The organism is Curtobacterium sp. BH-2-1-1 (assembly GCF_001806325.1).
Taxonomy (GTDB): Bacteria; Actinomycetota; Actinomycetes; order Actinomycetales; family Microbacteriaceae; genus Curtobacterium.
The window spans coordinates 2652123-2666099 of record NZ_CP017580.1; the positions used below are offsets into that span (position 1 = coordinate 2652123).

Consider the following 13977-nt stretch of genomic DNA (forward strand, 5'->3'; position numbering starts at 1 on the left):
GCACGGTGCGAGGACGGCGCCGCCCGGCTGACCCGACCGTCAGCCCTTCAGCGCGCCGGACGACAGCCCGGCGACGTAGAACCGCTGCAGCCCGACGTACAGCGCGATGCACGGGATCATCGCCACGACCGACCCGGCCACGAGGTTCCCGTACGACACCTGCCCGTACGCCCCGGTCTGCAGGTTGAGCAGCGCGACGGGCAAGGTGTAGAGCGAGTCCTTCGTGAGGAAGGTCAGCGCCCCGAGGAACTCCGTCCACGACGCCAGGAACGCGTACAGCGCGGCCGTCGCGGCACCCGGCAGCAGCAGCGGCCGCAGCACCGACACGACGACCCGGAAGCGGGAGGCGCCGTCGACGAACGCCGAGTCCTCGAGCTCCGTCGGGATCGACTCGAACGCGTTCCGCATCACGAACACCCCGAACGGCAGGTTCACCGTCGTGTAGAAGAGCACGAGCCCGAGCAGCGAGTTCGTGAGCTTCATCGCGTTCATCTCGAGGTACAGCGGCGTGAGGATCGCCTGGAACGGCACCATCATCGTCAGCAGCACCAGCCCGAAGACGACGCCGGAACCGCGGAACCGGAACCGGGCGAACCCGTACCCGGCCATCGTCGCGATCACGGCGGTCAGGACGGCCGTGGCGATCGACACGACGAGCGAGTTCACGACGCCGGTGAGCAGGTGCGACGAGGGGCTGAAGACCGCGCCGAAGTTCTGCCAGCCGAGCTGGAAGAACGTCGCCGGGTCGGCCGCCTGCGTGATGACGGCCTCGGACTGGAAGGCCCGCAGGATCGACCAGATGAGCGGGACGCCGAACACCAGCGTCGCGCCGACCCCGGCGATGACGTACAGCGTGCGCTTCACCGCGGTGTCACGCGGGTGGCGCACGCTGCCCTGGTGGCGGCGACGGCGGCCTCCGTCGCCGGAGGTGGTGAGCGTGCGGGTGGACAGGTCCGGGGCCGCGAGGCCCGCACGGGAAGCGGTGGTGCTCATGGCTCAGTCCTTCTCTCGCAGTGCCCAGAACTGGAACACGGTGACGGCGGCGATGACGACGACGAGGGCGATCGACTCGGCGGTCGCCGCGCCGAGCTGCAGGTTCACGAAGCCGCGGTTGTAGATCGCGTTGACGATCGTCGTGGTCTCCGTGCCCGGCCCGCCCTGGGTCAGGATGTAGAACTGGTTGAACGCGAGCAGTGACCCGATGACCGAGATGATCGCGCTGAGGGCGAGCGTCGAGCGGATCATCGGCATCGTGATGAGGCGTTCGGTCTGCCACCACGAGGCCCCTTCGAGCTGGGCGGACTCGTACACCTCGTCGGGGATGCCCTGCATGGCGGACATCACGAGCACCATCGTCAGCCCGGACACCGCCCAGACGACGAGCACGCAGATGAGCAGCGTCGCGAGCGGGCCGTTCACGAGCCACGCCGTGCTGCCGTCGGTGATCCCGAGCCAGCGCAGCACCATGTTCACCGCGCCGGAGTTCGGCTGCGCCTCGAGCACGAGCATGAACGACAGCGTGGTCAGCCCGACGACGTACGGCAGGAAGAACACCGTGCGCAGGAACGTCGACCCGCGCCGTCGGGCCCGGATGAGCACGGCGAGGAAGTACCCGAGCGCCAGGATCGGCACCGTCACGATCGCCGTGTAGAGCAGCGTGTACCCGATGGCGTGCACGAACGTCGGGTCCTGGAACAGCGTCAGGTAGTTCTGCAGTCCGATGAACCGGTACGGGCCGATCAGGGGCCAGTTCGTGAACGAGATGTAGAGCGCGAACACCAGCGGCGCGAGGACGAACACCGCGACGAACACGATCGCCGGGGTGACGAGCACGGCGCCGGTGCGCGGCGGGTGCGTGAGCGAGTTCCGGGACGGACCCGGGCGGCTGACGCCACGGCCGACGGTCGGACGGCCGGCGCCGGTCCGTCGGTTGGAGACAGTGGTCATGTCTGCACCTCTCTGTGCAACGAGCGAACGAGCGAACGAGCGAGCGAGCGAACGAACGGTCGCTCAGGCCTGGACCTGGTCGAGGATGCGGGTGTAGTCCGACTGCGCCGTCTTCATGGCCGCAGCGGCCCCCGAGCCGAACACCGCCTCGCGGAACATCGCGAAGTACGGCGACGAGGGCTGGTTGACGAGCAGGTTGTACGCGAGCGTCTGCGGCGCGTACCCCTTCTCGATCGCGTCGAGCGGGCCGAACGCGAGCGGGTACTTCTTCCGGTACGCGGGCGTCGCGGCGTCGGACCGGGTCGGGAAGTACCCGCCGTCCGGCAGCGCCTGCTGTTGCTGCAGCCCGTTCGCGTACTGCATGAACGCCCAGCCCCCGGACGGGTTCGCCGCCCCGTTCGGGATGCACATGTTGTCGCCCCCGTCGAAGAACGAGCGCTTGCCGTCCCACGACGGGATCAGCACCGTCTGCATCTTCGCGCGCATCGCCTTCGTCGCGGCGGGCACGGTCGCACCGTACGAGGTCGGGAAGATACCGACCTTGCCGGCCCGGAAGTCGGCGCCCCACGTGGTCCCGGCGTCCGCGTAGGTCGCCTTCGACAGCACGCCGTCCTTCCACAGCTGCCGGTAGAACTCGAGCATGCGTTCGAGCGCCTCGTTGCCGGTGATGTTCGCCGTCTGCTTGCCGACCTCGCCGGACATCATGTCGACGCCGGTGGCCCAGACGTGCGGCTGCGTGACGAACCCGATGATGCCGGCGGCGTTGCCCGAGATCGACCACCCGTACACGTCGTCGCCGGTCTTCCGGATCGCCTTCGCGGCGGCGAGCAGCGAGTCGAGGTCCTTCGTCGCGTCCTCGACGTCGAGGCCGGCCCGGTCGAACAGCTCGGTGTTGACGAACAACTGCGAGTTGTCCGCCAGGTACGGCAGCCCGTAGTACCGGTCGCGGTACTCGAGCAGCCGGAGGTGGCCGGGCGAGATCGCGTCGAAGTAGTCGAGCCCCTTGACAACGTCGGTGAGGTCGGCGAACGCCTCGCGGAAGATGAACAGCTGCGAGTTGATGTCGTCGATGTCCACGACGTCCGGCGGCTCACCACCACGGATCGCGGTCGCGAGCTTCGTCACGTACTGTCCGTCCGGCACGGGCGTCAGCTCGACCTGCAGCTTCGGGTTCGCCTTGTTGAACCCGGCGACGGCCGCCGTCAGTCCGGCCTGCGTCGCGGAGCGGCACCAGACGTGCACGGTGCCGGTCGCGTTCCGGCCGAAGCTCGCGACGCGCGCGTCGACCTTCGGCAGGGTGCCGGAGCACCCCGCCAGGGCGAGGGCCGCCCCGCCGGCGAGACCGCCGGCGAGGAACGCTCTGCGGTCCATCGTGTCACCGCGCCAACGGGAGCCAGACGCGCATCGGCGCGGCTCCGCGGTTCGCCCAGGCGTAGTACGGGACCGCGGTGGCGGTGACGTCCTGGAGGCGCGTGGCGGCCGCCGTGGACCCGGCCGCGTCGTCGATGCTGGTCGCCGCACCTGCGTGATCCGTTCCTCCTGGACCGTCCAGTCGGCGGTACGGCCACGCTGCCTGCGCGTGCTCGGCCGGGGCATGTCCGGCGACGCGCAGCGTGACGACGCCGTCGAGGAGCCCGTCCTGGCGCTCCTCGGTGATCGGCGCGTCGGCGTCGACCGTCAGGTCGTCGACCGTGAAGCCCTGCTGGTCCGCCTGTTCGACCGCGTACACGAGCGGTCCGCGCTCGATGGCGACCTGCCCGCGTGCGGCGTCGATCCGGGCGTCGGCGACGTACCGGTGCGGCGTCGTGTCGAAGACGAGCTCGACGGTGTCGCCGGCCGTCCACTCGCGGTCGATGACGTGCAGCGTGCCCGCGGCGGGGCTGACCGTGCCGTCCGGACCCAGCACCGTCGTGGTGTCCGACCACGACGGGATCCGCAGGCCGAGGGCGAGCGGGCCGTCCGCGGTGACGGTGACGACCACGCGGCCGTCGTGCGGGTACCCGGTCTCGACGTCGACCGGGCCGAGCGAGGCCGTGGCGTACTGGTGCAGCTGGAGGCCGCCGTCGGTCGCGGTGGCGAGGTAGCCGTCGAGGCTCGCGAACGTCCGCATGATGTTCGGCGGGCAGCAGGCGCAGTCGAACCAGCCGCGGCGGCCGTGCGCGGGGGAGCGGTTCTCGTCCTGGTGCGCGTGGTCACGCTGCTGCAGCGGGTTGACGTAGAAGTACTCGGTGCCGGCGAGGCTCACGCCCGCGAGGAACGCGTTGTACAGCAGGCGCTCGATCGCGTCGGCGTACACGGGCTTCCCGGTCGCGAGGAGCAGGCGCCAGGCCCACTGGATCCCGCCGATGGCCGCACAGGTCTCGGCGTACCCGCGGTCGGTCGGGAGTTCGTACGGGTCGCCGAACGCCTCCCAGTCCCAGCGCGCGCCGAGACCGCCGGTGATGAACGCCTTCGTGGCCATCATGTCCGCGAACTGCGTCTCGCTCGCGGTGAGGAGCTCGGTGTCGCCGGTCTCGATCGCGACGTCCACGGCGCCGGCCGCGAGGTACACGGCGCGGACCGCGTGGCCCTCGACGGTCGTGGCCTGGCGGCTCGGCACCCGGTCGGAGAAGTACGTCGGCTCGCCGCCGGCGCGCTCGATGATGCCGGTGCCCCGGGCGTCGACGAACCAGTGCGCGAGGTCGAGGTAGTCGCGGGTGCCGGTCTCGCGGTAGAGCTCGACGAGGCCCATCTCGACCACCGGGTGGCCGTCGACGTCGCGGACCTTGCCGGGGCCGTCCCCGAACGTGCGGACGAGGTGGTCGGCGTTCTTGATCGCGACGTCGAGCAGCCCGGTGTCGCCCGTCGCCCGGTGCTGCGCCACGGCCGCCTGGTACAGGTGTCCGGCGCAGTACATCTCGTGGCTCCACTTGAGGTCCGTGTACCGCTCGCCCTTCCCGCGGATCTGCTGCACGGAGTCGAGGTAGCCGTCGTCGGCCTGCGCCTGGGCGTACAGGGCGGTGACCTCGCGCTGGAGTTCCAGCAGGTCCTCGGCGGGGGCTCGGCCGTACTCCCACGCCACCGCCTCGAGCCACTTCGTGACGTCGGAGTCCATGAAGATCGGGCCGGTCGCGTCGCCCTCCTCGAGACCGGCGGCGATGCGGAGGTTCCGGAAGTTCCCGGCAGCCTCGAGCAGGGCGTACCCGCCGCGGACCGCGTCGCGGCCGTTCCGCTCCTGTCGGAGGGCCCAGAAGCCGCCGGTGATCCGGGCGTCGCCCGTGGGCAGCGGACGGAGCGTCAGGTGCGCGTCCAGGGTCGGGAGGACCGGGGTCGCGGTGTGCGCGCGGCTGTCGGTCGCGAGCGTGGTGGTCATGTCGCCTCCTTGCGATGTGACTCAGGCCGGGTCCGGTTCCGAGCTGGTTCCGGAAAACGGTTTCTGCGGAGGACGTTACGACACGACCTGGAGGCGCGCAAGGGCGTCTTCTCACATCGTGCGTATAGTCGTGGTCAGTTTCCCGCATCCGGAAAGGGGTTTGCCGTGACACTGGAGCGCGCTGGGCGGACCGTCCGGATCACCGACGTCGCGGCGCTCGCCGGCGTGTCGATCGGCACCGCCTCGAAGGCCCTGAACGGCACCGGGCAGCTCCGGGAGTCGACGCGCGCCCGGGTGAAGGACGCCGCCGAGAAGCTCGGGTTCGTCGGCGACGCCCGGGCCCGCGCGCTCTCCTCGGGACGGACCTACACGGTGGGCATGATCACGACGGACTCGTTCGGCCGGTTCTCGATCCCGGTGCTCCTCGGTGCCGAGGACGCCCTCTCCGCCGGGCAGATGGCCGTGCTGCTGTGCGACACCCGCGACGACCACGTCCGCGAGGCCCACTACCTCCGCTCGCTCGCCGCCCGCGGGGTCGACGGCATCATCGTGACCGGCCGTTCCGCCGACGCTCGGCCGCCGATCGACGTGCCGATCCCGGTCGTGTACGCGTTCACGCCCTCGACCGACCCGGACGACGTGTCGGTCACGCTCGACGACGCCGCCGGGTCGGCGGCCGTCGCCGCGCACGTGCTGTCGACCGGGCGTCGGCGGGTGGCGATCGTGACGGGGCCCGAGCGGCACCGGTCGGCGGTCCGGCGTGTGTCCGGCGCCACCGAGGTGCTCGGCGCGAGCCTCGTGGCCGAACCGCTGTACGGCGAGTGGTCGGAGCGGTGGGGGCGGCAGGCGGTGGACGTGCTGGCGCGGGGCGTGGGGCTCGCGTCGGCGGGGACCGGGGCCGGGGCGGCGTCCGGGTCGGGTGCGCTCGGCGTGGACGCGATCGTCTGCGGGAGCGACCAGATCGCGCGGGGCGTGTGCGATCGGCTGCGGGAGCTCGGGCTGTCCGTGCCGGACGACGTCGCGGTCGCCGGGTTCGACGACTGGGACGTGATGGCGCTCGCGAGCCGGCCGCCGCTGACCACGGTGGACCTGCGCCTCGAGGAGCTCGGGCGCGTTGCGGGTCGGGCGCTGCTCGACCTCATCGACGGGGGCGCTGCGGCGTCCGCGACCGTGACCCCGTCCCTGGTCGTCCGCGAGAGCACCGTCGGCGCGTAGGGCCCGCGCGGGGCGCCAGCCGGCGGGCGGGCCGAGGTCGCACGACTCGCCGCGGCCTGGTCGGTCAGGTCGCACGACGTGCCGTTCGGGGCGGCGGCGAGCGGCAGTTCGTGCGACCTCGCCGAGCGCGGGCGGGCGGCGGCGTGCGGCGGCGAGCGGCGGTTCGTGCGACCTGGGCGGGCGCGGGCGTGGCGGCGTTGCGGGAGTGAGCGCTCACGTGCCAGGATGTGAGCGCTCACGGAGGACGACGAGGTTCTGGAGGAACGCATGGGCGACGACCGCAGGCAGCAGGTCGTGGACGGCCGCACCACGCTCGGGATCGAGCTCGGCTCCACCCGCATCAAGGCGTGCCTCGTGGACGAGGACCTCGTCCCCATCGCGGCGGGCGCCCACGAGTGGGAGAACGAGTTCGTCGACGGGCGCTGGACGTACTCGCTCGAGGCCGTCGAGACCGGACTCCGCGCCGCCTACTCCGCCCTCGTGGCCGACGTCGAGGCCCGGTACGGCGTCACCCCGACGACCTACCGCGCCGCGGGCGTGAGCGCGATGATGCACGGCTACCTCGCGTTCGACGCCGCGGGCGAGCTGCTCGTGCCGTTCCGCACCTGGCGCAACACCTCGACCGGCCCCGCCGCCGAACGACTCAGCGATGCCCTCGGGTTCAACATCCCGCTGCGCTGGTCCATCGCGCACCTGTACCAGGCCGTCCTCGACGACGAGCCGCACGTCGCCGACCTCGCGAGCGTCACGACGCTCGCCGGGTACGTGCACCGACGGCTCACGGGGCGGGACGTCCTCGGCGTCGGCGATGCGAGCGGTGTCTTCCCGATCGACAGCACCCCGGCGGACAGCGGTCCGGGCGACCCCGGCACGCGCGACTACGACGGCGCGATGCTCCGGACGGCCGAGGACCTGATCGGGGTCGGGGACCTCCGGGCGCTCCTGCCCGAGGTGCTCGTCGCCGGGGACGACGCGGGAGCCCTCACCCCCGAGGGCGCCGCGTGGCTCGACCCGTCCGGCACCCTGCTCCCTGGTGTTCCCCTCTGCCCGCCCGAGGGCGACGCCGGCACGGGCATGGTCGCGACGAACGCCGTCGCACCGCGCACGGGCAACGTCAGCGTCGGCACGAGCATCTTCGCGATGGTCGTGCTGGAGCACCCGCTCGCGACCCCGCACGAGGAACTCGACGTCGTGACCACGCCCTCCGGGGACGCCGTCGCGATGGTGCACTGCAACAACGGTGCGAGCGAGATCGCGAGTTGGGCGCGCGTGTTCGGCCGGTTCGCCGAGGCCGCGAGCGAGCGCACCGGCAGCACGGCACCGGACATCGACACCGTCTACGCGACGCTGTTGGCCGAAGCCGAGCACGCGGACCCCGACGCCGGCGGCCTGCTCTCCTTCAACTACCTCGCCGGGGAGCCCGTCACGCACGTCGAGGACGGCCGACCCCTGCTGCTCCGGACCCCGGACGCACGCTTCACGCTCGGCAACCTCGTGCGCTCCGAGGTGCACGGCGCCTTCGCCACCCTCGCGATCGGCATGGACGTCCTGCACGGCGAGGAGGTCCAGGTCGACCGGATGACGGCCCACGGCGGGCTCTTCCGGACGCCCGGTGCACCGCAACGCCTGCTCGCAGCCGCCCTCCGCGTGCCCGTCGCGCTCGAGGAGACCGCGGGCGAGGGCGGTGCGTGGGGGATCGCGGTGCTCGCCGCCTACCTCGAGCACACCGACCAGCACCTGGCGGACTTCCTCGCCGACACGGTGTTCGCCGGTGACGCCGTGCACGTGGCCGAGCCCGAGCCGGCCGACGTCGACGGGTTCCAGACGTACCTCGAGCGCTACAGGCGGGCACTGCCCGTCCAGGACGTCGCCGCCGCAGCGACCCGCCCCGAGGCGACCTCCACAAACACCGACACCAGCGCCAGCGCGACCACCAGCGCGACCACCCCCGGAGCCGAGCCGACGACGGCAGGCGAGCCGCGCCTCCAGGCCGAGAAGGAGCCGACCCGATGACCACCGACACCCAGCAGGCCGTCGCCGCCACCCGCGATCGCGTCGCCCGCCTGCACGGCGAACTCGTCCGCTACGGCCTCGTGATCTGGACCGGTGGCAACGTCTCCGAGCGGGTGCCGGGCACGGACCTCTTCGTCATCAAGCCGAGCGGCGTGTCCAGCGACGACCTGACCCCCGGGAACCAGGTCGTCTGCACGCTCGACGGGGTGCCGGCCGACGGCTGGGACAACAGCCACGGGCCGAGCTCCGACACCGCCGCGCACGCCTACGTCTACCGGAACATGCCGGAGGTCGGCGGCGTCGTGCACACCCACTCGACGTACGCGACGGCGTGGGCGGCACGGGCGGAACCGATCCCGTGCGTGATCACCGCGATGGCGGACGAGTTCGGCGGACCGATCCCGGTCGGGCCGTTCGCGATCATCGGCGACGACTCGATCGGACACGGCATCGTCGAGACCCTCGCGGGCCACCGCTCTCGTGCCGTCCTCATGCAGAACCACGGCGTCTTCACGATCGGCCGCGACGCGAAGGACGCCGTCAAGGCCGCCGTGATGTGCGAGGACGTCGCCCGGACCGTGCACATCGCGAAGCAGGGCGGGGACGTCGTCCCGATCGCCGAAGCAGACATCGACCGACTCTTCGATCGCTACCAGAACGTCTACGGACAGACCCCCGAAGGAGCACTCCAGTGACCCACGACACCGTGACGCACGTCGTCGACCCCGCCGAGACGCTGGCGGGCTACGAGGTCTGGTTCCTCACCGGGTCCCAGGGGCTGTACGGCGAGGAGACCCTGCGCCAGGTGGAGTCGCAGAGCAAGCACGTGCACGAGACGCTGGCACCGCACGTGCCGGTGAAGCTCGTCTGGAAGCCCGTGCTGAAGGACGCCGACGGCATCCGGCGCGCCCTCATCGAGGCCAGCGCGGACGACAAGGTCATCGGTGTGACGACGTGGATGCACACGTTCAGCCCCGCGAAGATGTGGATCGGCGGCCTGCAGGCGCTCACGAAGCCGCTGCTGCACCTGCACACCCAGGCGAACGTCACGCTGCCGTGGTCGGACATCGACTTCGACTTCATGAACCTCAACCAGGCGGCGCACGGTGACCGCGAGTTCGGGTACGCCCTGGCGCGCCTCGGCGTCCGGCACGCCACCGCCGTCGGGCACGTCTCGGACCCCCGCGTCCAGCAGCGGGTCGCGAACTGGACCCGCGCCGCCGCCGGTGCCGCGGCCGTGCGGGAGCTCAAGCTCACCCGGTTCGGCGACAACATGCGGTACGTCGCGGTCACCGAGGGCGACAAGACCGAGGCGGAGATCGAGCTCGGCGTGCAGGTGAACACGTGGGCGGTGAACGAGCTGGCCGAGGCGGTCGCCTCGGCGGAAGCCGACACGGCAGCGGTCGATGCGCTCGTCGCGACCTACCAGCAGGACTACGACGTCGACCCGTCGCTCCGTGACGGCGGTGACCGCCACCAGTCCCTCCGCGACGGTGCCGCGATCGAGATCGGCCTCCGTACCCTGCTCGCGCAGAACGGGTCCGCCGCCTTCACCACCAACTTCGAGGACCTCGGCGCGCTCAAGCAGCTGCCCGGCCTCGCCGTGCAGCGACTGATGGCCGACGGGTACGGCTTCGGTGCCGAGGGCGACTGGAAGACCGCCGTCCTCGTCCGTGCGATGAACGTCGCCGGCGCCGGCCTCCCCGGTGGCGCGTCGCTCATGGAGGACTACACGTACGACCTCACGCCGGGTGCCGAGAAGATCCTCGGCGCGCACATGCTCGAGGTCTCGCCGACCCTCACCACCACGAAGCCGACGCTCGAGATCCACCCGCTCGGCATCGGCGGCAAGGACGACCCGGTGCGCCTGGTCTTCACCGCGGACGCCGGCGAGGCCGTCGTGGTCGCGCTCTCCGACACCCGCGACGGCTTCCGTCTCACGGCGAACGTCGTGGACGTCGTCCCGCCGACCGCGGCGTTGCCGAAGCTGCCCGTCGGTCGCGCCGTCTGGGAGCCGCGCCCGTCGTTCCCCGTCGCGGCGGAGGCCTGGCTCACCGCCGGCGCCGCCCACCACACCGTCATGACGACGGCCGTCGGCCTGCAGGTGGTCGAGGACTTCGCGACCATGGTCGGCACGGAGTTCCTCGTCATCGACGAGCACACCACCGAGCGCGGGTTCCGCGACGAGCTGCGCCTCCAGCAGACGTGGCACCGTCTCGACCGGGGGTTCTAGGCTCGTGACCGTGAGCGCGACGACGCGGACGAACTGGGCGGGCAACGTCACCTACCGGGCGTCCGGCCTGACGCGCCCGACGTCGGTCGACGAGCTGCAGCAGCTCGTCGCGTCGACGCCGCGCCTGACGGCGCTCGGGTCACGGCACTCGTTCAACACGATCGCCGACACGGACGCGCTCCAGGTGTCGCTGGCGGACCTGCCGCCGGTGCTCGACATCGACGAGGACCGGCGGGTCGTGCGCGTCGCCGCCGGCATGATCCACAGCCAGGTGGCCGCGGGCCTGGAGGCGCGGGGCTGGGCACTCGCGAACCTCGCCTCCCTGCCGCACATCTCCACCGCCGGAGCGGTCGCCACCGGCACGCACGGCTCCGGCGTCCGCAACCCGTCGCTCGCGCAGGCGGTCGTCGGTCTCGAGATCGTCCGCGCTTCCGGAGACCTGGCGTTCGTCGATGCGTCGACACCGGACGGTTCCCTCGACGCACACCGGGTGGCGCTCGGCGCGCTCGGTGTCGTCACCGCGGTGGAGCTCGCGATCGAGCCCACCTTCCAGGTCGCCACGACCGTGCACCTCGACCTGCCGTGGGACGCCGTCGCCGCGCACTTCGACGAGGTCATGTCGGACGCGTACTCGGTGTCGCTGTTCACCTCGTTCGACGACCGCGGGGCCCGGCAGGTCTGGGTCAAGCACCGCGTGGGCGAACCGGCACCGGCCGTCGACCTCGTCGCGCTCGGCGCCCGTCCCGCCGACGGCCCGGTGCACCCGGGGGAGAACGACCCCGCCGGCGTCACCGAGCAGGGCGGCGTGCCGGGGCCGTGGTCCGAGCGGCTCCCGCACTTCCGGTCCTCGTTCACGCCGTCGACCGGGGCGGAGATCCAGGCGGAGTACCTGCTGCCGGCCGGTTCCGCGGTCGACGCACTGCAAGCACTCCGACCCCTGGAGTCGCTGTTCGCGCCGATCCTCATCGCGGCCGAGGTCCGGACGATCGCCGCCGACACCGCGTGGCTCGCACCGTCCTCGGAGCGGCAGTCGGTCGGCATCCACTTCACGTTCCGGCGGGACGTGAGCGCGGTGGCAGCCGCGGTGGAGCGGATCGAGGACGTCCTCGCGCCGTTCGACGCCCGCCCGCACTGGGGGAAGGTGTCGGCGGCGAGTGCCGAACGGCTACACGAGGTGTACCCGCGGCTGTCCGACTTCGCCGCGCTCGCCCGTGACCTCGACCCGACCGGACGGTTCCGAAACGCGTTCCTCGCGCGCATCCTGACCTGACCGGGGGTCGGCGCTCCCAGGGGCTTCGGATGACATCTCCGGCCGATCCACCGGGGCGTTCCTGAGTGCTCACATGTGCGATCACAAAGGTTGGGGCATGGCGAACCTCAACCGCATCATCGGCATGGCCGGCAAGGTCATCGACAAGCAGCTCCAGAAGCGCGGGCAGGCGGGACCCGCGGCCGGCGCCGGGCAGCAGCAGGGCGGGACGGACTGGCGCGGCATCGTCCGGAGCGCGGCGGACAAGCTGACCGGGGACGACCGGAACCAGCAGGCGCAGCACGGGCAGCAGGCGCAGCACGGGCAGCAGGCGCAGTACGGCCAGCAGCATCCGTACGGCCAGGCGCCCGGCCAGCAGCAGCACGGCCAGCGGCAGCACGGGTCGGCCGACTCCGACCAGGTCGCGATCGCCAAGTACGACTACCTGCTGCGGACCGCCCCGCCGGAGCAGCTCGAGCAGGTCCACCACGACGCCTTCGCCCGGCTCACCCCCGCGCAGCGCCAGCAGATCCGCAACCGCCTGAACTCCGAGCTGCCGCCGCACGAGCACCTCCGCGACGACTCCGCCGGTGGGATGGCCCGCGCGATGACCCGCGGCGAGGTCGCTCGGCCCGGACTCGTCCGGCGCGTCCTGGGCGGCGGATCGGCGGGGCGCGGCCGCGGTGGAGCGTTCGCCGGCGGGGCAGCGGTCGGCGCCGGTGCGATGGCGCTCGGCGGTCTGGGTGCAGCGGTCGCTGGTGGCGCGGTGCTCAGCGCGGCCGCGGGGCCGGTGCTGGCCGAGGCCGCGAACCTCGGCGTCGACTTCGAGGGCATCGCCGCCGGGATCGGCGACCTCGGACTCGGGGACCTCGGCGGTGGTGTCGAGGGACTCGCGGGCGAGGGCGAGCAGCTCCTCGGTGGGCTCGGTGAGCAGGCGTCGAACCTCGGCAACGACTTCCTCGGCGGGCTGTTCGACCGCTGACCCGGTGCCGCCGGTCAGGTCCGGGTCAGGGCATCTCCCACGGCACTCCGGTAGTACAGCACGGCCCGCCCGTACCGCGACCGGTTCAGCAACCCGCCCCGCTCCATCACGCGCAGGTGCTGGTTGACCGCCGAGGTCGACACCCCGAACCGCAGCGCGAGGTCGGTCGACGACGCCGGTTCGCCGAGCGCGTCGAGGAGCGCCGCGCGGGTCGCCCCCAGGAGGTCCCGCACCGAACCCGCGTCCGGGTGGTCCGACGTCGACCACATCGCGCCCTGCCCGCGGGCCGGGTACATCACCGTCGGCAGCAGGTCGTCGTCGATCGGGACGGAGGCCCGGACGACGAACATCGACGGCACCAGGGTCAGCCCGTCGCCGTCCACCGGTCGATCGCGCGCGACCGGGCTCGTCAGCCGCACGTCGAGGTCCGTGCCGTCGTACCGCACCGCGTCCGACAGGCCACCGAGGACCGCGCCGATCCCCTCGTGCGACGCGATCCGCGCCCGGTGGCTGACGTCCGCCTGCAGCACGGCACGCATCCGTGCCCAGTGCGGCGCGAAGCAGAGCTCCCACGCGGTCGAGAGGGCGTGCTGGAGCCGCTCGACGACGGCGTCGTGTCGTTCCGTGAACACCCGGGGGACCGTGCCGTGCACCCGTTCCAGGTCGGCGAGCATCCGCGCCCGGGGGAGCCGGCCGAGGGCGCGGAGCTCCTCGTCGATGGACGTGAGCGGCGATGCGGGCCGCGGGTTGACGAAGTCGGCCACCCACCGGCGCTCGTCCACGAGTCCGAGCAGCACCTCGTCGTCGAGCAGGGGCCGGACGGCGGCGATCCGGTCGAGCCACGGTCGTTGCAGCGGGTAGCGGTCGGGCGCCCGGAACGCACGGAGGCCGAGACCGAGCTCGGAGAGGGGCGAGATCCCGAAACGGATCGCCGAGACGTCGCTCGGCTCGAGTCGGTACCGGATCATGAAGCCCCACGCTACATC

General features: G+C 72.2%; 11 protein-coding genes. 6 read left to right on the top strand and 5 right to left on the bottom strand.

The window, feature by feature from the left end:
- Positions 1–39: 39 nt before the first annotated feature.
- The 4 genes from BJK06_RS12690 to BJK06_RS12705 form a co-directional block, all read right to left on the bottom strand.
- Positions 40–993 (bottom strand): carbohydrate ABC transporter permease, encoded by a 954-nt coding sequence (locus tag BJK06_RS12690; RefSeq protein ID WP_070418197.1) that lies wholly within the window; start codon positions 991–993, stop codon positions 40–42.
- 3 nt (positions 994–996) lie between these two features.
- The gene (locus BJK06_RS12695) at positions 997–1947 is read right to left on the bottom strand and encodes a carbohydrate ABC transporter permease (RefSeq protein WP_070418198.1); all 951 of its coding nucleotides are present in this window, start codon (positions 1945–1947) and stop codon (positions 997–999) included.
- Between the two features lie 63 nt (positions 1948–2010).
- Positions 2011–3318 carry a sugar ABC transporter substrate-binding protein gene (locus tag BJK06_RS12700; protein WP_070418199.1) on the bottom strand — a complete coding sequence of 436 codons (1308 nt, stop codon included), beginning with the start codon at positions 3316–3318 and terminating at the stop codon, positions 2011–2013.
- 4 nt (positions 3319–3322) lie between these two features.
- Positions 3323–5299 carry a glycoside hydrolase family 127 protein gene (locus BJK06_RS12705; protein ID WP_070418200.1) on the bottom strand — a complete coding sequence of 659 codons (1977 nt, stop codon included), beginning with the start codon at positions 5297–5299 and terminating at the stop codon, positions 3323–3325.
- A gap of 165 nt (positions 5300–5464) precedes the next feature.
- Here BJK06_RS12705 and BJK06_RS12710 point away from each other — a divergent pair, with 165 nt between their 5' ends.
- The 6 genes from BJK06_RS12710 (at position 5465) to BJK06_RS12735 (ending at position 12991) form a co-directional block, all read left to right on the top strand.
- Positions 5465–6514 (top strand): LacI family DNA-binding transcriptional regulator, encoded by a 1050-nt coding sequence (locus BJK06_RS12710; protein ID WP_070418201.1) that lies wholly within the window; start codon positions 5465–5467, stop codon positions 6512–6514.
- Positions 6515–6781: 267 nt separating this feature from the next.
- The gene (locus tag BJK06_RS12715) at positions 6782–8527 is read left to right on the top strand and encodes a xylulokinase (RefSeq protein ID WP_070418202.1); all 1746 of its coding nucleotides are present in this window, start codon (positions 6782–6784) and stop codon (positions 8525–8527) included.
- Entirely contained in the window at positions 8524–9222 is a 699-nt protein-coding gene (locus BJK06_RS12720) for an L-ribulose-5-phosphate 4-epimerase (RefSeq protein ID WP_070418203.1), read from the top strand. The genes BJK06_RS12715 and BJK06_RS12720 overlap by 4 nt, the downstream gene beginning before the upstream one ends.
- The gene (araA, locus tag BJK06_RS12725) at positions 9219–10760 is read left to right on the top strand and encodes an L-arabinose isomerase (protein WP_258027638.1); all 1542 of its coding nucleotides are present in this window, start codon (positions 9219–9221) and stop codon (positions 10758–10760) included. The genes BJK06_RS12720 and araA overlap by 4 nt, the downstream gene beginning before the upstream one ends.
- Before the next feature lie 10 nt (positions 10761–10770).
- Positions 10771–12030 carry a D-arabinono-1,4-lactone oxidase gene (locus BJK06_RS12730; protein WP_070419447.1) on the top strand — a complete coding sequence of 420 codons (1260 nt, stop codon included), beginning with the start codon at positions 10771–10773 and terminating at the stop codon, positions 12028–12030.
- 97 nt (positions 12031–12127) lie between these two features.
- A complete protein-coding gene (locus BJK06_RS12735; protein WP_070418204.1) occupies positions 12128–12991 on the top strand; it encodes a hypothetical protein in 864 nt (287 codons plus the stop codon).
- Between the two features lie 14 nt (positions 12992–13005).
- Here BJK06_RS12735 and BJK06_RS12740 read toward each other — a convergent pair whose 3' ends face one another.
- On the bottom strand, positions 13006–13959 hold the full coding sequence (locus BJK06_RS12740) for a DUF5937 family protein (RefSeq protein ID WP_070418205.1): 954 nt from the start codon (positions 13957–13959) through the stop codon (positions 13006–13008).
- Positions 13960–13977 lie beyond the last annotated feature (18 nt).